Source organism: Bifidobacterium sp. M0307 (assembly GCF_016100445.1).
GTDB lineage: Bacteria > Actinomycetota > Actinomycetes > Actinomycetales > Bifidobacteriaceae > Bombiscardovia > Bombiscardovia coryneformis.
Window position 1 is genome coordinate 128,654 of record NZ_JACFSL010000001.1, and the last position, 20,562, is coordinate 149,215.

Consider the following 20,562-nt stretch of genomic DNA (forward strand, 5'->3'; position numbering starts at 1 on the left):
CGCCGACCCCTTCAATACTAGACGGTGCCGGTCAGTTCCATCCGAAAGGACGATGCGTCAGGGACCAGGCCCCGAGGCGATGGGAGAGGGAGCCCTCCTTGGCTGGTTGGCCGGGTGCCGGGGCATCAAGGAGCCACTTGCGGATAATGAAGTTCCATATGGCCACGACGACGGTTGCCACTATCTTGGCTGCGTTGGAGTAGAGCACATACTTGCTGTGCATGGAGTGGATGGCGTCGGCGGGCAGCATGGCCGTGCCTGCCCAGAGGATGAGCTCGTTGATGCCCAATCCGATGACCGAGGAGATAAGGAAGACCGTCATCTCCATCCAACGGGCCATATCGTTCCGGTGTTTGAAAACGAACTTCATGCTGGCCAGGTAGTTGAAGGCCAGGGAGATCAGGAAGGATATGGCGCCGGCCAGCACGTTGTTGAAGTGGACCAGGATGATCAGCAGATTCATGATGCCGACATCGATGATGAAGGCGATGGCGCCCACGATGCCGAACTTGACAAGTTGCTCGATGAGTTTGCGCATAAGGCACCATTGAACCACTCCCCGGCAGCCGGGCCGATACTGCCGGAGAATTGTATGCAGAAATCTCACGACGGCAGGAATCGCAACGGCACCGGTGCATGTTGATGATTCCGACGGAGCCGGAATGCCGTACCCAGGCTTGGAGGCAGAGGGTTCAGGCCTTGAGCTCGGTGAGAATGGGCTTCTCGGTACTGTCTCGAATCTGACGGAACCCTACGAAGGCGATGGTGAGGGAGGTCAGTGCTAGAGCCGTGACAACCCCGAATCCGCCCCGGGAGCCGTATCGGTCGATGAACTGACCGGCGATTGCGGACCCTGCCGATGACCCGATGGAGTTCATGGCGCTCAGCCAGGCCATCCCCTCGGTGAATCTGGCAGGGGGGACCAGGTGGAGCATGAGTTGATTCCCGTTGATCCAGGTCGGTGCCTGGCAGATGCCGATGACCAGGTAGATGAGCATGATGGTCCAGAGGTTTCCGGCAAAGAGGAAGGTGCCAATGCCCAGGTTGACCACCAGGAGGCAGAAGTAGAAGCGCTTCCAGAGGGGAATGGTCCAGCTCTTGGCACCATAGAGCAGGGCGCCTATCAAGGAGCTGAAGGAGAAACAGGCGAAGACGAACCCGGTCATCTGTTTCATGCCCTGCTCGGTGGCGAAGGAGATGATGGAGATGGAAGCGGCGCTCTGGAAGGCACCCAGGCCGAACCAGGTGACGCATACGGCTATCATGCCCGAGCTCCAGAAGGCACTCTGCCCCTCCTGCCCCTGCAGTTCGGCCGCCCTGGCAGCCTGCCTGGCCCGGTACTCCTTGCGTGTGATGCCCTGGGCCTTGGCCAGGCTGGTCTGGGACGGTGGTTCTGTTGTGGCGATCGAAAGGAACATCCAGGCGCCGACCAGGACACAGACTCCGGTGAAGGAGAAGGCCAATACCCCGGATATGACGGCCAGGATGGAAGCCAAGGGGTTTCCGATGACCCACATGGCCTCGTCGAAGACCCCGGAGAGGGACAGTGCCTGGTCGGTGGCCTTCCTGTCTCCCCTGAGGATGTTGGTCCACCTGCTGCGGCTCATGGCTCCCCACGGCGGTATCGCCGCCATGAAGGGGGTGATGCAGTACAACACCCAGGCCGGCGCATGAGAGGTGATCGAGGTGATAAGGGCCGCGGCGGCGACCATCCATACCACCACGGTGGGGATGGAGACCTGTCGCTGGCCGAACTTGTCAATCAGTTTACCCAGGATCGGGCTCACCAGGGCGAGCGATATGGCCTGGACGGCGGTCAGGGCTCCGGCCAGTGAGTAGCTGCCGTAGTAATGCTGGACCGAGATGGTGATGGTCATGCCGACCATGGGGAAGGGCATGGAGGCGATGACCGAGCCGACTGCGAAGCGGGCTGTGTGGGGCATACGTAAAAGTGACGCGTAGCCCCCGAAAATACGATGGCCGACCTGACCCAGTGCATCCCTTACCTGCTGCGGCATTGCTCCTCCTGCCTTTTCCTCTGCTCGTATGCCTATGTGCTTGGTTTCCTCGGGGCCTGCCGCTCAACGTAGTGCTTCCGCTCCCTCCATCCGCAAAGACGCGGGTCGCTCCGGGGAATCCCGGAAAACAGGGGAAGAAGGGTTGAATTGGTGGCTGTTACGGACTGTTAGACTGGTAACCGCTCCGGACCCTTGAAGCCGGTCTCGGGCTGATATAAGTTTACCCCGAGCTCTCGTCCTGAGGGAAGACCCGGGGAGCCATCGGGAGGTAGGTCACTTGCCGGCAACGACCATTCATTTCATCCGCCACGGTCAGGTATTCAATCCCGACCATATTCTCTACGAACGCCTTCCAGGCTTCCATCTGTCCGAACGTGGGCGGGGGATGGCCCATGCCACGGGTAGATTCCTGGCGGCAGCGCCTGGCTTCAGGGACATCGCCGCCGTCTATTCCTCCCCCCTGGACCGGACCAGGGAGACCACGGACATCCTTCTGGAAGAGGTCAATCCCGCCAGGGGGAAACGTGGCCTGGACCCACTGAATCCGCACTATGACGAGCGGCTGATCGAGGCCGGCAATGAGTTCCGCGGCAAACGGATCGGCCGGGGTGCGGGTGCCCTCTGGTACCCCTCCAATCTGAAACTGGTCCTGGATCTTTCCAAACCAAGCTGGGGCGAGAGCTACCGGCAGATAGCCCGCAGGGTTTCGGACTTCGTATACGAAAAGGTCGAGGAGTATCCGGATGCACAGATTCTGGCCGTCTCCCATGAGTCGCCCATCTGGACTTTCCGGCACCTGTTGGAGACGGGCCATCCCGAGCACAATATGCTGCGTCGTGGCACCGCTCTTGCCTCGGTCACCTCCATCACCCTGGACTGCGGCTCCCGGAAGGTGCTTGGCATCACATATGCGGATCCGGCGGCAGGTGTGTAAGGCCGTCTCCGGTGTCATAGGATGGCAGGAGGATTGCAACGCGGATTGGACCGCGACTCAGGTGAAGGAGCGTGATGATTGTGGTCTATGAGCAGAATCTGGTCGAAGAGCTGGCATCCAGGCCGTCGATGGGGGAGGCCATCCAGGCCGGGGTCGACCTGATTGACCTGTGGCCGTTGACCGATGCGGTCAGGCTCAGGAACGACGCCAAATACGCCGAGACCCTGCAGGTCAGGATAACGAGGGTCCTGGCTCGGGTGATGACAGGCCAGGATGTGACCATCCCCGATGCCGAGTACGTATATGAAGGAGCCGAGGATATTCCCGGCCGGCCGCAGGAACTGGTTGATGCCCTCCTGGCCGCCAACGACGCATATGAGGGCATGGTCGGCGGGGCGGCACAGGGTCAATCGGACAAGCTGGTCCAGGCCGCCGAGGTCCTCGGGGCCGGTTGGAACCAGGAGGATGTCAAGGCCGCCCGCGACCTGGTCGATTGCCTCGCCAAGGAGGTCACGCCAGGAGGGGAGCCCCTGGAGTCTTCGGCGGAGCAGGCCGAGGTGGGCCGACGCCTGGCCACGTCCGTGATCGCTCTGGACCGGTTGGCCTCGGCAGTCCATGCCGACGGGGATCAGGTGGTCAGAATCCTGCCGATTCTGCTCTATCTGAACGAGCTCAATGAGCGAATGGGTATCCCCAGGGTCTTCCTGACCGATGAGCAGGTCCGTGGGGCCCTTGCCGTCATTTCGTCGAAGACGATTCACGATCTGGCGGATACCTTGGCCCCCGAGGTGGCTGCCGAGTGGAATAAGCACCTGGATGAGGTGGTCTGGGATCCGGAAGAGGCCAAGCGCCAGGCCAAGGAGGACGATGAGCGCAAGAGTCGCGAGGCTCTCCAGGCGAAGTTTGCGCATGTCCCGGAAGACCCGAACAAGCCTCCTGTGGAACTCTGAGTTTCGACCTGGATAAATAGACAAACCCCCGATACCTCGGATCTCGACCTGCATGGTCGTGAACTGCTCGGTATCGGGGGTTCGGTTATGTTCGGAGTCCTGCTGTCTCTATCTGACCCAGGGCATCGCCCTCACTTGTCGAAGCGGGCGCCGCGTGGGTCGCTGGGCCGAAGCATGAACACGAGATTGGCGATGCCTCCCCCCAGCGTGATGATGGCACCCAGCGCGATGAGGGTAATGACTACCCCTGGTGTCTGCATGAAAGCCGCCGCGATTCCGAAGATCAACAATATGACGCCGACAGTGGTGGTGACGATAGGCAGAAGGTACCACAGGCCGGACATGTTGCTGTCGTGCAATCTGCGCACCGCAACCGCGATGTTGGGGACAAACAGCGCGATCGAAACAGCGTCCGCCACTGCCTCGGCGGCAGTGTCAGGGGCCAGAGCGAGGAGCACGCCACAGGCCATATAGATCAGGATGTTCAGCAGGATGGACCACCAGTACTCTCCCCTGGAGGCCCGCCCCTTGAAGGTGGTGTACTTGTTGAAGAAGCGCTTGCTGGCGTTGATGAAGTCGATGCCGTACCAGGGCTGGTCAATCGGTGGAACACCGGTGTAGGCGTAACCCGCCCCTGTGGGGTAGGCAGGTGTCTGCGGAATCTGCGGTCCCACACCCGGCTGCTGGTAAGTCCCTTGCTGGTATGCCCCCTGCTCATATCCGACCGGCTGTGCATAAGGGTCCTGACCCTGGTAGGCCGCCTGCTGCTGGCCGTATGCCTGCTCTTGGTAGTCGGGCATTGCAGGAGTCGGATGGTTGTTGGTGTACGCCGCCTGGCTTCCATAGGCCGGCTCGACCGGAGTGGGCTCGGGTGTGGGCATCGGCTGGTACGTCGGCTGGTAGGTCTGCTCAGTACCGATTCCAGGTGTTTCCTGGGGCTGCTGCTCGGTGTAAGTGTAAGAAGGCTCCTGAGGGGTCGGCTGGGCCGGGGGGAACTGCTGTTCCTGGACCGGCTCATTTGAATATGATGGGTAGGGGTTGTTCCCTCCCTGGTATCCCTGTGCGCCAGCCGGGTCCTGCCCCGCCCCATACGCATAATCGGGGGTGCTTCCCGCTGCCTGTTCGGGCTGGTTCTGGTCGGGTTGCGTCCAGAAGTCAGGCAGATTACCCTCATTGCCATTATTCGGCTGGTTCATAGATACTTCTTCCCCTTGTGTAATAAACGAAAATCCCCGCATACCAATTAGCGGTATGTAAATATTATTGCAAGAGTTTTTCAATATTTCCATATCCGTGTCTCAGAGGATACGTATAACAGCCTGAATCCGGGGCTGGTACCTGGCTGGGACAGTGTGTTTCCTAAGAAAATCGTTGCAGCAATCGTCCGTGTGCTTCGGGTGGGCTTCATCACGGAGTTACTCCGATTCTTGGCAGGCAGGCCCTCTAGTCCTTCTCGGGTGCTCCCAGGAGCAGACGCTCGACCAGCGTGATGAGTGCCAGGAGGGCAGCCGTCAGAATCACGATGACCAGGGTGGCGGAGAATATCAGCGGGGTTCTGAAGGAGTTGAAAGCCGACTGGAGCCAGATTCCCAAACCACTCTGGGCGCCCAGGTATTCGGACGTGGCGGCGGTGGCGAAGACATAGGCGGCACTGATTCGCAATCCGCCGAAGATCTGCCTGGCCGCCACCCGCAGCTTCACATGCCATAGGGCCCACGCCTTGGTCGCCCCGCAGTTCAGAGCCACGTCCTGGTAGAAACGTGGCACGGCATCCAGGCCCCGGCAGGTCTGAACGACGATGGGGAAGAGGGCGAAGATGGCCACGATGACCACCTTGCCCAGGGGTTCGAACCCGAACCAGATGATGAAGAGCGGGGCGATGGTGATCAGAGGAATCATCTGTGCCCCGGCAATCAGCGGATAGATGGCATCGTGCAGGGTCCGCCAGGCATGGATCGCCAGGCCGATAACCAGACCCAGGGCGGTGGCCAGGAGGAAACCGAGAAGTCCCTCGATTCCGGTGATGGCCGTGGCCGGAATCAAATCGTCGAGGCTGTCGAAGGTGGCCTGGGCGATCTGGCTGGGGGAGGGGAGGACCTGGTCCGACACCCCTCCCAGACGCACGGCGGCCTCCCATATGACCAAGAGGGCCACCAGGGTCAGCGTCGGTGCCAGGAGCCGTGTCCATCCGGGTCTGGGGCTGGTCCGCCTCACTGCTTCCTTGCCTCCTTGACGAACTCGTCGGTCCAGAGGTCGCTGGCCTGGGGTGCCTTGTCGGGGTCTCCCTTCTTGGCGTCCTTGTAGGTGCCGGCCTTGAATTGGAAGTCCAGATAACTCTGGGCATCGTCCATGTCGATCATTCCACTGATGGTCTTCTGGCCAGGTGTCTCGACCCAGTAGTCTTCCTTTACGATGCTCTCCATTGATTTGCTGGCCAGCTCCGGGTCGATGTTCGATCCCTTGGTCTCCTGGACCAGGATTCTGGCGGCCTCATCGGGGTGGGCCAGGGAGTAGTCGTATCCCCTCATGCTGGCGGTGATGAACTTCTGTAGGGCCTTGCGGTGCCCGGGTTGATCGAGCCAGGAGTTCCTGACCACGAAGCCCAGCTGGTCGGGGTTGCCGGGCACCCCCCAGTCGGACTGGGTGAAGCAGTGCAGGGCCGGGCCCTCGATCTCGCTTTCCACGCCCTCCCAGTTGGCGTAGAAGCCGGCGAAGTCCCCCTTGCCGCTGGTCAGGGTGGCGAAGGTGTTGGTCCCGCTGGTCACCCGCTTGAAATCGCCATTGCCTCCCGCATGCCTGATCATCTGCTGTACCACGGCCGTTTGCTCGGCTGATCCGAAGCTGACGAAGGTCTTGCCGTCGAAATCCTTGGGGGTCTGGATATCGGTGCGTGAGGCCAGGGAGCACCAACGTGCCACGGAGTGCTGCCCCAGGTTGAAGACCTGCTTGAGGCTGGATCCCTGGGAGTTGAAGGTGGCCAGATTGCTCAGCTTGGAGAAGCCGACATCCGCCACCCTGTTCTGCACCGAGGTTTCGGCACCGGCCTGCGCGGTGGGGAGTATCCTGACTTCGATGTCGGCGTCCTTGAAGTATCCCAGGTGACGGGCTGCATAGATGCCCACATGGTTGGTGTTGGGGGTCCAGTCCAGCATGAAGGAGATGTGGGAGTCGTCATCCGCGTTTTCGGCCTGATTGCCGGCACCGCAGCCTGCCAGAGAGAGCCCCATGACTGCTGCGCTCGTCAGGGCAGCCAGTCTGAAGGCCAATCCGTGTGGTCCTCTTGCCTGAGCTGCGCCCGCCATGGATTTCCTCATGCTCGTCACCTTGCCTTCCCGGCACTCCTTGGTGCCATGACCGGTGAGGTGTCTCGACGGGAAGGTGAGGAGCCCGCGCGACGTTCCTGACCGGTGTAGTCGATTCCGTGTATGAAACGTGTCGTGACACGGTTGCTGCCACCAACCGCGCGAACAAAACCACTCTAGAACCTACCATAAATGGACCGCGCGAAATCCAGGACGAGGACTTCCGTCGGGTACTTCTTCTCCATGCATGTGGATGGTCCCATAGACAGGATGAGGGTGTGTTGGAGGGCCGTGTCGTCCCTGACCAACATGTTGTCATCCACTTTTCCCGGGATAACGCGGCTCAGTGAGTCGGCATGATTGCCGGCAAATGTGAGTCAAATCACATTTGCGCCATTGCACTATATCTAGTGCTCATCTTTGTGACTCGCACTAGATATTGTGGCGTATGGTGGTAGAGTTATCTCGTTATCACAGATGACAAGAATGTAGTTCGCGGCCTTTCAGCGGTTTCGCGGGCATGGAGAGCGGCAATGCAAGGAGTGACGATGGATACGCAGGTGGTGGCAAGCCGCGCAGAGGAGAAGAACACCTCCGAACGCGACTCGGTCGATGGCATTCTGGTCGAGAAGCGCGATGGCCGGATCGTCGATTTCGATCCCGTCAACATCATGAACGCCATTGAGGCCGCTTTTACGGATGTCATGCACGAGATCGGGCCGGACGACCGTCAGGAGATCCGCAGGATGGCCCTGACCGTTCAGTCGGAGATCCGTGATCGCTATACCAATCCGGTCAAGATCGAAGACATACAGACCCTGGTCGAGCACGCCCTGGTCAATGCCCATCTCTACGAGATCGCCCGGGCCTACACTTCCTACCGTCTTGATCGCGACATTCAGAGGGCCAAGGCCACTGATGTCAATGAGGCCGTCCACCGTCTGACCAGCAAGGACGAGTCCCTGGTACGGGAAAACGCCAACAAGGACGCCAACGTCTACGCCACCCAGCGTGATCTCCTGGCGGGTGCCGTGTCCAAGGCATCGGCCTTCAGCATGTTGCCCAAGGATGTTTCCAATGCCCATATGAAGGGCGACATCCACTTCCATGATGCCGACTACTCGCCTTTCACCGCGGAGACCAATTGCTCCCTGCCGAACTTCAGCGACATGTTGGAGCATGGGTTCGAGCTGGGCAATGCCATGATGGACTCACCGAAGTCCATCGGTACCGCTGCCACGCAGATCACTCAGATCATCAAGGACATCGCCGGTTCCCAGTACGGTGGCCAGACCGTCAACCGCTGCGACGAGATGCTCGACAGCTATGCCCGGCTTGATTACAAGAAGAACTACACCATGGCCGAGGCCGTTCTCCCCGACGAGGAGCCCATCGAGGTGGCCAAGGAGGTCGTCCGCGGTCTCAAGGCCCGTGAGGCCGACTGGCTCCACCTGGACGACCGTGAGCCCATCGGTGAGGATGCCCCCTTCGATCTGGATGCCCCTGAAATGGTTCGCCTGCGTCAGGTCTACGCCAAGATTCTGACCCGGAAGAACATCTACGATGCCATGCAGACCATGGAGTACCAGATCAACTCCAACCGCGTCTCCAACGGCCAGACCCCCTTCGTTACCGTGGGCTTCGGCCTGGGCACCTCGTGGTTCGCCCGGGAGATTCAGCGCGCCATCTTCCTGATTCGCATCCGTGGTCTTGGCAAGGACCGTCACACGGCCATCTTCCCCAAGCTGGTCTTCACCATCAAGCATGGGCTGAACGCCGACGAGGGTGACCCCAACTATGACATGAAGCAGCTGGCCCTGGAGTGCTCCACCAAGCGGATGTACCCCGACGTGGTCTTCTATGAGAACCTGATCAAGATCACCGGCTCCTTCAAGGCCCCCATGGGCTGCCGCTCCTTCCTCCAGGCCTGGACCAACCCGGAGACCGGGGAGGACGAAGAGGACGGCCGTATGAATCTGGGTGTTGTCACCGTCAACATCCCGCGTATCGCCCTGGAATCCCGTGGCGATAAGGACCGGTTCTGGAAGCTGTTCGACCAGCGTATGGAGGTGGCCCACCACGCCCTGCAGTTCCGCATCATGCGCTGCAAGCAGGCCACGCCCATCAACGCCCCGACCCTCTACCAGTTCGGCGCCTTCGGCAGGTTGAAGCCTACCGACAGCGTCGATACCCTCTTCCGTAACAGCCGCTCCACCGTCTCCCTGGGGTACATCGGTCTGTATGAGGCCACTAGCGTCTTCTTCGGCAAGGACTGGATGCAGGACCACACCTGGGACCAGGAGGGCAAGGAATTCGCCCTGAGTATCGTGCGTCGCATGAGCCAGCTCTGCAAGCAGTGGGAGAAGTCCGAGGGGTATCACTATTCGGTCTACTCGACCCCCGCCGAATCCCTGACCGACCGCTTCTGCCGAATGGACAAGGAGAAGTTCGGTTCCGTCGAGGGTGTGACCGACCACGACTTCTACACCAACAGCTTCCACTACCCGGTCTGGCTGCGTCCCACCCCCATGGAGAAGCTCAGCTATGAGCGCGACTTCCCCTACCTGGCCTCGGGAGGGTTCATCAACTACTGCGAGTTCCCCTCCATGCAGCAGAACCCCAAGGCCCTGGAAGCCGTCTGGGATTACGCCTATCAGATCGGCATAGGGTACCTGGGCACGAACACTCCCATCGATCACTGCTTCGTCTGCGGGTACGAGGGCGATTTCGCGCCCACTGAAGAGGGATTCAAGTGCCCGGAGTGCGGTAACGACGATCCTGAGAAGTGCAACGTGACCAAGCGCACCTGCGGCTACCTGGGCAATCCGGTCCAGCGGCCCATGGTCCACGGTCGCCATGAGGAGATCGCCCACAGGGTCAAGCACATGCAGGGCGCGACCGGTCGCGTGGTCCTGAAGGACGGCAACACCAAGGAGTGGTTCGACGACAAGGCCGAGTAGGCCCTGACCAAGCGAGTCGAAGAGCAATACCGATGGCGGGCCGTGCAGTGACGGCCCGCCATTTTCGTGACCGGCGGCCAGACCGGGCGGAGTTTGGAGGATGGCAATGGGTAAGCAGGGTGTCATGAGGAAGACCGGTGCTGCCGGCCACCGTGACTTCGCGGCCGACGAACAGGACAGGGGCCCGGGAATTCCCTCCCTCCTGACCAACAACCCCAAAGCCGGTCAGTGGGACGGACGCAAGCTCAGCCAGGGCATTGTGGCCGACTACAAGCAACTGGTCATGACCGACGGGGAAGGCATCCGTTCCTCCCTGTATGTCAGTGGCTGTCCCTTCCGTTGCCAGGGGTGCTACAACTCCTCCATCTGGGATTTCAAGGCCGGGCACCCATACACCCAGGAGTTGGAGGACCAGATAATCAGGGACCTCTCCCTCTCCTATGTGCAGGGCATCACCTACCTGGGTGGTGAGCCCCTCCTTAATACACCCATGCTTCTCGGACTCTCCAAGCGAATCCGTCAGGAGTTCGGCCAGGAAAAGGACATCTGGTGCTGGACGGGCTACACCTGGGAGGAGCTGAATCGCCCGGGTGAGACCCCTGACAAGGCCGAGTTGATTTCCTACCTGGATGTCCTGGTCGATGGTCGCTACCTGGAGGACCAGAAGAACTCCCTCCTCCAATTCCGAGGATCGGCCAACCAGCGCATCATCGACGTTCCGAAGTCTCTTGAAACCGGTCAGCTGGTTCTCTGGGCGAAGGTCCACGACCAGACCAGGTTCATTCCCGAAACCTACAGCAAGAACAGGGAGCAGGAGCAGAAGCGGGGCTGACCGGGCCTCTTTCCGAACGTCGCCTTGCCGGGGCACAATGGTGACTATGACTGATGAGCATGATCACGACTCGAAACCCGAACTGCCCAAGGATCTGAGGGTGCGGTTCTGCCCTTCCCCCACGGGCACCCCCCACGTGGGCATGGTCCGTACGGCCCTCTTCAACTGGGCCCAGGCCCGTCATTCCAAGGGGACCTTCGTCTTCCGGATCGAGGACACGGATGTCCAGCGCGACAGCGAGGAGAGCTACGGGCAGATCCTGGATGCCCTGAGATGGCTGGGGCTTGACTGGGATGAAGGGGTGGAGGTAGGTGGCCCCGATGGTCCCTACCGCCAGTCCCTGCGGGGCGACATCTACAAGAAGGTCGCCCAGCAGCTCGTGGATGCCGGCTACGCGTACGAATCCTATTCCACCGCGGACGAAATCAAGGAACGTAATGTTGCCGCCGGACGACCCGAGGCATTCGGGTACGACGGGTACGACCGGAACCTGAGCGAGGAGGAGCGGCAGGCTTTCCGCGACCAGGGCCGTAAGCCCGCCCTGCGTATCCGCATGCCCGATGAGGACATTGCCTTCGACGATCTGATTCGCGGCCGGATTGAGTTCAAGGCCGGATCGGTGCCCGACTATGTGATTGTCCGCCCGAATGGGGACCCCCTCTATACCCTGACCAACCCGGTTGATGATGCCATGATGCGGATCAACGTGGTTCTGCGCGGGGAGGACCTCCTCAGCTCCACGCCCAGGCAGATCGTTCTTTACCGGTATCTGATGGAATTGGGTGTCGCCCAGGCCATGCCCCTCTTCGGCCACATGCCTTATGTGATGGGTCAGGGCAAGAAGAAACTCTCCAAGCGCGATCCCGAGTCCAACCTCTTCCTGCACCGTGAGCATGGCTTCATCCGCGAGGGTCTCCTGAACTACCTGGCCCTCCTGGGCTGGTCGATAGGCCCCGACCGCGATGTCTTCTCCATGGATGAGATGATTGAGCGCTTCGATGTTCGCGATGTCAAGGCCAATCCGGCTCATTTCGACATCGACAAGGCCATCGCCATCAATGCCGAGCACATCCGTATGCTGGATCCGCAGGATTTCCTGAATCGATCCCTGCCCTATCTGAAGCGTGATGGTTTGGTCACTGCCGAGAGTTGGGATGACCTGACCGACCGTGAGCGTCAGGTCCTGACGGCGTCCGGCCCCCTGGTCCAGCCCCGTGTCCGTCTTCTGGGCGAGGTCTCCGGGATGATGGGGAGCCTGCTCAGCGATGCCGATTACATCGAGCCCGACCCCGACGCACGCAAGCAGCTCAAGGAGTCGGCCGCTGCCGTTCTGGAGCTGGCCGAGCAGGCGCTCCGGGAGGTGCCCGACCAGAGTTGGACCACCGACCATCTTCATGACCTTCTTACCGAAGCCCTGGTTGAGCAGGGAGGGTACAAGCCCCGTCTGGCCTTCGGGCCCGTGCGGATCGCCGTATCCGGTCGCCGGGTGTCGCCCCCGCTCTTCGAGTCCTTGGAGATTATCGGCAAGACCGCAACACTCCAGCGGCTGACCAACTTGCGCCAACATCTCTGAGCGGGTATATTATCTTTTTGTTGTGCTACCGGCTTGTTGAATCAGGTCGGCGCGCTACGAAAAGAGAAAGCCCCCGTCGTCTAGCGGTCTAGGACTACGCCCTCTCACGGCGCCAACACCGGTCCAAATCCGGTCGGGGGTACGATTATGTGGCAACCGTCCAAGCGGTTGCCACATAGCCAATTGGGGTATGGTGTAATTGGCAACACAGGTGATTCTGGTTCATCCATTCTTGGTTCGAGTCCAGGTACCCCAGCGAGTATTCAACCGCGGTTTCCCTCAGGGGGCCGCGGCTTTTCCGTTCTCGGCCCCTTTTCCGTTGAAGGCTTGTAGTCCCGACTGCCATATGCCGTCGGATTTGTCGTCTAGGTCACAACATGATTTCGCCACGTAAGGTCAGGTTCGGCCTTTCGGGGTGTCCGAGCCGATACGATAGAGATAAACGGCAGGTGGGCCGGTACGGATGGAATCGGTCCTGACTGTCCCGTTGCATGCTGTACAAGGTTGTTCGAGCAAAAGGTTGTGAAGGACTATGAATACTATCGTTGTGTTGGGCGCAGGGTATGCCGGCATGCGTGCCGCAAAGAAGCTGGCTCATGCCAATCTTGATGCCCGTATCATCCTGGTCAATCAGCACCCCTATCACTATGAGGCCACCCAGCTCCACCAGGTTGCCGCCGGCACCAAGGAACCGGCCGATGTGACTTTCGATATTCGCAAGGTCGTCTCACCCAAGGTCGAGGTCCTCATCGACACGGTGACGGGCATCGACCAGGAGGAGCGCCGGGTTGCCCTGGAGGAGCATGAACCCCTCCGATATGACTACCTGATCAACGCCCTGGGGTTCGAATCGGAGACCTTCGGCATCAAGGGGGCCGAGGAGAACGGCTGGCCCCTGGTCGACATCGACACATCCCTGGCCGCCAGGCACCACCTGGAGCAGACCCTGGCCAACTACCGGAACAGCCACGACCCCAATGACCTCCACGTGGTGGTCTGTGGTGCAGGGTTCACCAGCATCGAGTATCTGGGGGAGCTGGTCTACCGTATGCCCAAGCTGGTCGCCGAGTATGGTCTGCCGGCCGATCAGATCAAAATCTCATGCATCGAGGCCTCGCCCAAGATCCTCCCCATGTTCTCGCAGAAGCTGGTTGACTGGGCCGTTGGCTACCTGAAGAAGAAGGGCGTCGAATTCCACACCTCCACGGCCATCACCGAGGTCCGGCCGGGTGCTGTAATCAGCAACGACCAGGAGTTCAAGGCCAATACAATCATCTGGACCACAGGGGTGCGTGGTAACCACGTCATTGCCGATTCCGGATATAATCAAAAACGCAACCGCGTTGTAGTGGAGGATGACCTCTCGCTCAAGGATCACCCTGAGGAATACCTCATCGGCGATATCAGCGCCGTTCCTGATCCCGAGTCGGGCAGGCTGTTCCCCACCACAGCACAGATCTCGATCGCCCAGGCTGATACGGCTGCAGCCAACGTCATCGCCAGGGTGCAGGGGCGCCCAACAAAACGGTTCACCTTCAAGAGCATCGGTACCGTCTGCTCCCTGGGACCACATGTGGGCGTTGCCGAGATCGACATGATGGGCAAGTGGAAGCTGAAGGGCGCTGTGGTTGGGATCGTGAAGAAGATCGTCAACGACCGTTCCGTCCTTGAGCTCGCCAACATCAGGACCATGCTGGAAGGCAACTGATTCGCCCGTCCGGGTTGAACAAGAGAGAGAATTGGGAAGGCAAGGAAGATGCTTAACGTTCTGGGTCTGTCGCGATTCCAATTCGCGATGACGACCGTATTCCACTTCTTCTATGTACCTCTTTCCATAGGCCTGGCGCTCTGCGTGGCCATCATGGAGACGCTGTATGTGGTCAAGAGGAAAGAAATCTACAAGAAAATGACCAAGTTCTGGGGGAAGATATTCCTGCTGAGCTTCGCCGTCGGTGTGGTCACCGGCATCATTCAGGAGTTCCAGTTCGGTATGAACTGGTCGAACTACTCGCGGTTCATGGGCGACATCTTCGGAGCCCCGCTGGCCATCGAGGCGCTTCTGGCGTTCTTCATGGAGTCGACCTTCATCGGCGTCTGGATGTTCACCTGGAACCGCTTCAAGCCGGCTGTCCACGCCATCTTCATCTGGCTCACCTTCCTGGGGTCCTCGGTTTCCGCCATCTGGATCCTGGCAGCCAACAGCTTTATGCAGCATCCCACCGGTTTCGAGATCAACAAGGCCACCGGGCGGGTGCGTATGACCAACTTCTGGGATGTCCTGGGGAACCCGCAGCTCTGGCGAGCCTTCCCCCATGTCTTCTTTGGCGCCGTGATGACAGGCGGCATGGTTCTGGTCGGCATGAGCGCCTGGGGTCTGCTCCGGGCACACAAGCAGGAGCAGGACGGCGCGGCCCAGGTCGAGCCCACTGTTGAGGCTGACGGATCCGAGCATATTTCCAAGCGGGCCTTCTACACCCGGTCGATCAGGCTCAACGCCATCATCGCCCTGATTGGGGCAATCCTGGTCATCATCGCAGGCGATCTTCAGACCACCTTCATCATCGATGATCAGCCCATGAAGTTCGCCGCCACGGAAGGTATCTATGAGGACACCAAGGATCCCGCCCCCTGGGCTGTGGTCTCCTTGATCAACGAAAAGGACAAGACCGCCAAGAGCATAGAGATTCCCGACATGCTCTCCCTCCTGGCCTATCACAGTCCCTCCGGTTCGGTGAAGGGCATGAACACAGCCAATGAGGAGCTGCATCAGCAGTACGATGCCAAGTTCGGCAAGGACATGAACTATTACGTGCCGGTCACGGTGCTCTTCTGGAGTTTCAGGTTCATGGCCGCAGTTGGCTTCGGTGTCCTGCTTCTATCGATACTGGTGCTGTGGTTCACCAGGAAGGCCAAGGATACCCTCTGGTCCAGCAACTGGAAACTATGGATTCTGGGCCTGTGCACATACCTGCCCTTCGTGGGCAACACCGGTGGCTGGTTGATTACTGAGCTGGGACGCTACCCCTGGCTGGTCTACGGACTGCAGACTATCGCGGACGGGGTTTCGCCCACGGCCACGGTTCCCAGCCTCCTGTTTACCAATATCGTTTACTTCCTGCTCTTCCTCTTCCTGGGAGGGGTCATGATCTTCTACTCGCGCAGGGTGCTGCACCAGGGCCCCGACTACCAGGGTGAAGGTCTCGGCCTGCAGATGCAGACCGGCAGGAACGAGAGGAGAGTGGCACTGGCATGAGTATCCTACAAGGTTTGTGGTTCTTTGTCATAGGTCTCCTGTTCGCCGGATTCCTCCTGCTGGAGGGGTTCGACTTCGGCGTGGGCATGGCCACCCGGTTCGTTGCCCGGGATGGTGACGAGCGCGCCACCTTCATGAGGGCCATCGGTCCCCACTGGGATGGCAATGAGGTCTGGCTGATTACCGCAGGAGGCGCCATGTTCGCCGCCTTCCCGCTCTGGTACGCCTCCCTCTTCTCCGGGTATTACATCCTCCTCTTCCTGGTTCTGGTGAGTCTGATCCTGCGTGGCGTCTCCTTCGAGTTCGCCAGCCATGCCCTGACTGTGCGTGAGCGCGGGTTCTGTCAGTGGGCCAACTTCATCGGCTCCCTATTTGCCCCCTTCTTCCTCGGCATGATGTTGACGAGCATGATCCAGGGCATCCCTCTGGATGTCAACGGTGATGCCAGGCCCGGGTTCTTCGGGGTGGTCAACTGGCTTTCGGTGGTCGGTGGTGTGGCTGTCGTCTTCTTCAGCTTCGTCCATGGCCTGCACTTCCTGAGCCTGAAGCTGGGACCCGTGGCATCGCGCCGGATGCTCAATATCAGCGAGAAGCTGTATTGGATTGCCTACCCGGCCCTGGTCGTCTTCGTTCTCCTGGCCTTCTTCAGGACCGATTTCTATAGGGTCCGGCCCATCTCCACCTGGTTGATCACCGTGATCATCCTGGCTGCCACCATCTGCGCCCATGTGGCTGTGACCAAGAAACGTGGAGGGTTCGCCTTCGCGTCTTCCGGCATCACGCTGATGGCCATCATCGCATTCATCTTCAACGGGCTCTTCCCGCGGGTGATGATAGGCACTGACCCGGCCTCCAGCATCATGATCGAGGATGCCGCCGCATCCCCCTACACGATGAAGATCATGACCGTGGTTCTTTGCATCTTCCTGCCCATCATGCTGGCCTACTTCATCTGGAGCTACTTCATCCAGCGGAAGCGGCTGGTCGCCGATGACTCCGACCTTGCTGAGGTGAGTCGGTCTACGGCCACGGCAGCTGTGTCCAAGTAGGATGTAGCGGTCAGGCAGCCGGCTGAGATCAGGTTGAGGAGGCCCAGTGATTGACAAGAGTCTTTTCCGGTTCACCGGAATCAGGCGAATCATGGGCCTCCTGGCCGCACTTTCCCTGGTGCAGGGAGCCAGTGTGGTCGCCCAGGCCTACGGGCTCACCCTGGCCCTGGTGCAGATTTGGGGCCGGCATGGTCTCCGGAGCCTGGTCAGACCGGTTCTGATCTTCTTCGTGGCCTTCACCATCCGCCAGCTCTGCGACGTAGCCAAGCAGCGGGTGGCGACGGACCATGCAGACCGTATCGTCGGCGAACTCAGACCACGGATTCAGCGTAAGGTCTTTCGCCTGGGGCCTGCTGCCTTGGCACAGCGGGGCACCGGATCGGCGGTGACCATGCTGATTGACGGGCTGGATGAGGTCAGGACCTATGTCTTCACGGTCCTTCCCAAGATGATGGACATGGTCTTCATCCCCCTGATGATCCTGGTGGTGGTCTGGATTCAGGATGCCCTCAGCGGTATCGTCCTCCTTCTCATGCTTCCGCTGCTCTTCTTCTTCATGGCCATCCTGGGAATGGCCGCCCGGGACAGGTCCAACAAGCAGTATGCCCAGTTCCGCAAGCTGAACACCCGGTTCATGGATACGGTTCTGGGTCTGCCCACCCTGAAGATGCTGGGAATCAGTGAGGAATACGAAGACGAGATATATTCCGTCTCCGACAGGTTCCGAAGGCGGACGATGAGCGTGATACGCGTGGCCATGACCTCGACCTTCGCCCTGGACTTCTTTGCCACCCTGGCCATCGCCATCATGGCCGTCTTCCTGGGCAACAATCTGATCAACGGGAGCGTGGCTCTCTTCCCGGCCCTCCTGGCTCTGATCTTGGCCCCGGAGTACTTCATGCCCATCAGGCAGTTCGGTGATGACTACCACGCCACCCTGAACGGCAAGAACGCCCTGAACGATATCATGACCATGCTGGCAGCCCCGGAACCCGAGTACATGGAGGACCTGGACTGGAACGGGTGGGGGAGCGACAGTCGCCTGACCGTCGAAGGCATGGACTTCTCCTATCCCGGCCCCAAGTTCGAGGAGGGTCGGGAGTCCGGTGGCTCGCAGATGGATGCCATAGCCAAGTCCGGCGGGAGTGTGGACAGCGATGATGCCCCTCAGCCAGATGCCCTCCAGGGGCTCTCCTTCACCCTGAGCGGGTTGACCAAGGTGGCGGTGGTCGGGAGGTCAGGGGCGGGCAAGTCCACCCTGATGAACCTCCTGGCGGGCTTCAACCTTCCCCAGTCGGGCAGAATCGACCTCGACGGGCATGACCTGGACCACTTCAATGTTCGGACCTGGCAGCGCCACATCAGCTATATACCCCAGAACCCTTATATCTTCAACGGTACAGTCGCTGACAACATCCGCTTCTACAATCCGGATGCCCCGGCGACGGCGGTTGCCGAGGCGGCCGACCAGGCCGGCCTGACCAGCTGGATCAACACCCTGGACGAGGGTCTGGATACCCAAATCGGGGAGGGAAACCGCGGCATCAGCGGGGGGCAGGCCCAGCGCATCGCCCTGGCGAGGGTGCTCCTGGACAAGAACCGTGAGATCCTCATCTTCGACGAGCCCACCGCCCACCTTGACATCGAGACCGAATACGAGCTGAAGAAGACCATCCTGCCCATCATGGAGGGGCACCTGGTCATCTTTGCCACCCACCGCCTGCATTGGCTGGCGGAGGCGGATCAGGTCATCATGCTGGACGGTGGCCGGGTCGTGGCCCAGGGAAGCCCTGGGGAGTTGATAGGGAAGGGCGGCCCTCTGGATGCCCTGATCAATGAGATGGGAGGTAACCAGATTGCCGACTACCAGCAGGACTGAAACCGGTCAGGGGACACCGGCAGAGCCCGGCCGTCGCACGAACTACCTCAGCATCTGGCATAAGGATCACTGGTTCTGGCCCTACCTGCGCCAGAACAAGGGTCTGCTCGCACTGATCTTCTTCCTGGGCACACTCACCTTCGTCTGCGCAGCCGGGCTCATGTTCACGTCCGGCTTCCTGATCAGCAGGTCGGCCCGCCACCCCTACAACATCTTTGCGGTATATGTGCCGGTGGTTCTGACCAGGGCCTTCGGCATCGGTCGCCCGACCTTCAAGTATCTTGAACGGATCAAGAGCCACGACTGGGTTCTGAGGGTGGTCTCCAAGCTGCGTGTCCAGCTCTACCGGACCCTATCCAAGGATGCGGCCTTCCTGAACGAGCACGAACGGACAGGCACCGTCCTGAGCATGCTCTCCGACGATCTGGACCATCTGGAGAACTTCTACCTGCGTACCATCTTCCCGACGGTTGTGGCCTATCTGATGTGGCTGGTCGTGACCATAGCTGTGGGTGTCTTCTCCTGGGTGACCTCCCTGCTGCTTTTCCTCCTTTTCGCCCTGATCCTGGTCCTGGTTCCCCTCGTTTCCCTGGCATACTCCGACAGTCGGTACGCCGAGGAGAAGTCCAGACAGCAGGACCAGTACACCAAGGTGACCGAAAGCTACATGGGTCTGGGCGACTGGGTCATCACCCACCGTCAAAGGCAGTTCGTGGATACGGCCGCCGACGACTTCCAGGACATCGCCCGTGACAGGCATGACCAGAAGCGCTTCGAGCGGTGGCGGAACCTCTGCATCCAGATGATCTTCGCCGTCATGGTGGTCGCCCTCATCATCGGAGCCGACCTCCTTATGACCGGATCGACTTCACTGGCGGACTTTGCCGCCGCTGTGGTTCTCTCGGTCTTCCCCCTGGTCGACTGCTTCATCGTGGTCTCGCAGGCGGTGGCCGAGGTCCCGCTGTATACGGATTCCCTGAACCACCTCAATGACCTGACCGACCGTGTGGAATCACGACAGCAGGTCGAAGTGGACCAATCCGGATTGGACGGGCCGGTCCGAACCATCGACTTCGAGCATGTCAGCTTCTCCTATGGGCCGAACGACCCCCTCCTCTTGGACGACTTCTCCCTCCATATCGAGGCCGGGCAGCGGGTGGCCCTCCTGGGGCCCAGCGGGGAGGGGAAGACCACCGTCCTCCAGTTGCTCCTTGGCGACCTCCAACCCTCCCAGGGGCGGATTCTGATCAATGGAACACCGGTTGCCGCCTTGCAGGATCAACGTCCGGAGCTCTTCGGCTACCTGAACCAGCAGGCCTTCCTCTTCAACACGACCATCGCATCCAACGTTCGTCTGGGTGCTCCCGAGGCCATTGACGACCAGGTTCGCCAGGCCTTGAAGGCCGTCCAACTGGATCAATATGCGGAGTCCCTGCCCGAGGGGATCAACACCCCGGTCGATGAGGCCGGCAACAGGCTTTCCGGCGGGCAACGGCAGCGTTTGGCCCTGGCCCGGATAGTGCTTAAACGCACGCCGATCATCCTGCTGGACGAACCCACCATCGGACTTGATCCCATTACCGAGCGTGACCTGATGGAGATGATTTTCCAGGTGAGTCTCGGGCGCACGCTCTTCTGGGTCACCCACCACCTCCAGGGTCTGGAGGATGCCGACAAGGTCATTTTCATGGAGGACGGACACATCGCCATGCAGGGTTCCCCGGTTGACCTCTACCGGACCAATCCGCGATTCCGTGAGTTGTACCGAATGGATGTCGGCGACGTCGGCAGGGTCGTTTCGTAAGCGATTCC

The 20,562-nt window shown here is 60.2% G+C and carries 15 protein-coding genes and 2 tRNA genes; 12 read left to right on the forward strand and 5 right to left on the reverse strand.

The features are described 5' to 3' along the window. Positions 1–31: 31 nt before the first annotated feature. Entirely contained in the window at positions 32–538 is a 507-nt protein-coding gene (locus tag H3V08_RS00465; RefSeq protein WP_198181238.1) for a GtrA family protein, read from the reverse strand. 154 nt (positions 539–692) lie between these two features. Beyond that, complete coding sequence (locus H3V08_RS00470; RefSeq protein WP_198181239.1) at positions 693–2,018, reverse strand: MFS transporter; 1,326 nt, start codon at positions 2,016–2,018, stop codon at positions 693–695. A gap of 277 nt (positions 2,019–2,295) precedes the next feature. Between H3V08_RS00470 and H3V08_RS00475 the strand changes: the two genes are divergently transcribed. Both H3V08_RS00475 and H3V08_RS00480 read left to right on the forward strand, forming a co-directional pair. After that, positions 2,296–2,952 carry a histidine phosphatase family protein gene (locus H3V08_RS00475; protein ID WP_033491379.1) on the forward strand — a complete coding sequence of 219 codons (657 nt, stop codon included), beginning with the start codon at positions 2,296–2,298 and terminating at the stop codon, positions 2,950–2,952. A gap of 74 nt (positions 2,953–3,026) precedes the next feature. Further along, on the forward strand, positions 3,027–3,902 hold the full coding sequence (locus H3V08_RS00480; RefSeq protein ID WP_198181240.1) for a hypothetical protein: 876 nt from the start codon (positions 3,027–3,029) through the stop codon (positions 3,900–3,902). Between the two features lie 131 nt (positions 3,903–4,033). On the opposite strand, the gene H3V08_RS00485 is transcribed toward H3V08_RS00480, so the two are convergent. The 3 genes from H3V08_RS00485 to H3V08_RS00495 form a co-directional block, all read right to left on the reverse strand. Next, positions 4,034–5,098, reverse strand: a complete 1,065-nt coding sequence (locus H3V08_RS00485; protein ID WP_198181241.1) for a DUF805 domain-containing protein — start codon at positions 5,096–5,098, stop codon at positions 4,034–4,036. Positions 5,099–5,345: 247 nt separating this feature from the next. Continuing rightward, on the reverse strand, positions 5,346–6,116 hold the full coding sequence (locus H3V08_RS00490) for an ABC transporter permease (RefSeq protein ID WP_198181242.1): 771 nt from the start codon (positions 6,114–6,116) through the stop codon (positions 5,346–5,348). Next, entirely contained in the window at positions 6,113–7,216 is a 1,104-nt protein-coding gene (locus H3V08_RS00495; RefSeq protein WP_232340019.1) for an ABC transporter substrate-binding protein, read from the reverse strand. The genes H3V08_RS00490 and H3V08_RS00495 overlap by 4 nt, the downstream gene beginning before the upstream one ends. A 536-nt stretch (positions 7,217–7,752) precedes the next feature. Here H3V08_RS00495 and nrdD point away from each other — a divergent pair. The 10 genes from nrdD to cydC all read left to right on the forward strand — a co-directional run bounded on the left by nrdD (position 7,753) and on the right by cydC (position 20,554). Next, a complete protein-coding gene (nrdD, locus tag H3V08_RS00500; protein WP_232340020.1) occupies positions 7,753–10,164 on the forward strand; it encodes an anaerobic ribonucleoside-triphosphate reductase in 2,412 nt (803 codons plus the stop codon). A 106-nt stretch (positions 10,165–10,270) separates the two neighbouring features. Beyond that, positions 10,271–10,996, forward strand: coding sequence for an anaerobic ribonucleoside-triphosphate reductase activating protein (nrdG, locus tag H3V08_RS00505; protein ID WP_198181243.1), 726 nt, complete (start codon positions 10,271–10,273; stop codon positions 10,994–10,996). A 46-nt stretch (positions 10,997–11,042) separates the two neighbouring features. After that, on the forward strand, positions 11,043–12,569 hold the full coding sequence (gene gltX / locus H3V08_RS00510) for a glutamate--tRNA ligase (RefSeq protein ID WP_198181244.1): 1,527 nt from the start codon (positions 11,043–11,045) through the stop codon (positions 12,567–12,569). 69 nt (positions 12,570–12,638) lie between these two features. After that, a tRNA-Glu gene (locus tag H3V08_RS00515) sits at positions 12,639–12,711 on the forward strand. Between the two features lie 42 nt (positions 12,712–12,753). Then, positions 12,754–12,825: transfer RNA gene (locus tag H3V08_RS00520), tRNA-Gln, on the forward strand. A gap of 276 nt (positions 12,826–13,101) precedes the next feature. Beyond that, positions 13,102–14,277 carry an NAD(P)/FAD-dependent oxidoreductase gene (locus H3V08_RS00525; RefSeq protein ID WP_198181245.1) on the forward strand — a complete coding sequence of 392 codons (1,176 nt, stop codon included), beginning with the start codon at positions 13,102–13,104 and terminating at the stop codon, positions 14,275–14,277. Positions 14,278–14,325: 48 nt separating this feature from the next. Then, entirely contained in the window at positions 14,326–15,822 is a 1,497-nt protein-coding gene (locus H3V08_RS00530) for a cytochrome ubiquinol oxidase subunit I (RefSeq protein ID WP_198181246.1), read from the forward strand. Continuing rightward, on the forward strand, positions 15,819–16,871 hold the full coding sequence (cydB, locus tag H3V08_RS00535; RefSeq protein WP_198181247.1) for a cytochrome d ubiquinol oxidase subunit II: 1,053 nt from the start codon (positions 15,819–15,821) through the stop codon (positions 16,869–16,871). Before H3V08_RS00530 ends, cydB begins: the two co-directional genes overlap by 4 nt. 46 nt (positions 16,872–16,917) lie before the next feature. Next, on the forward strand, positions 16,918–18,750 hold the full coding sequence (gene cydD, locus H3V08_RS00540; RefSeq protein ID WP_332461784.1) for a thiol reductant ABC exporter subunit CydD: 1,833 nt from the start codon (positions 16,918–16,920) through the stop codon (positions 18,748–18,750). Beyond that, on the forward strand, positions 18,728–20,554 hold the full coding sequence (gene cydC, locus H3V08_RS00545) for a thiol reductant ABC exporter subunit CydC (protein ID WP_232340023.1): 1,827 nt from the start codon (positions 18,728–18,730) through the stop codon (positions 20,552–20,554). Before cydD ends, cydC begins: the two co-directional genes overlap by 23 nt. Positions 20,555–20,562: the final 8 nt, after the last annotated feature.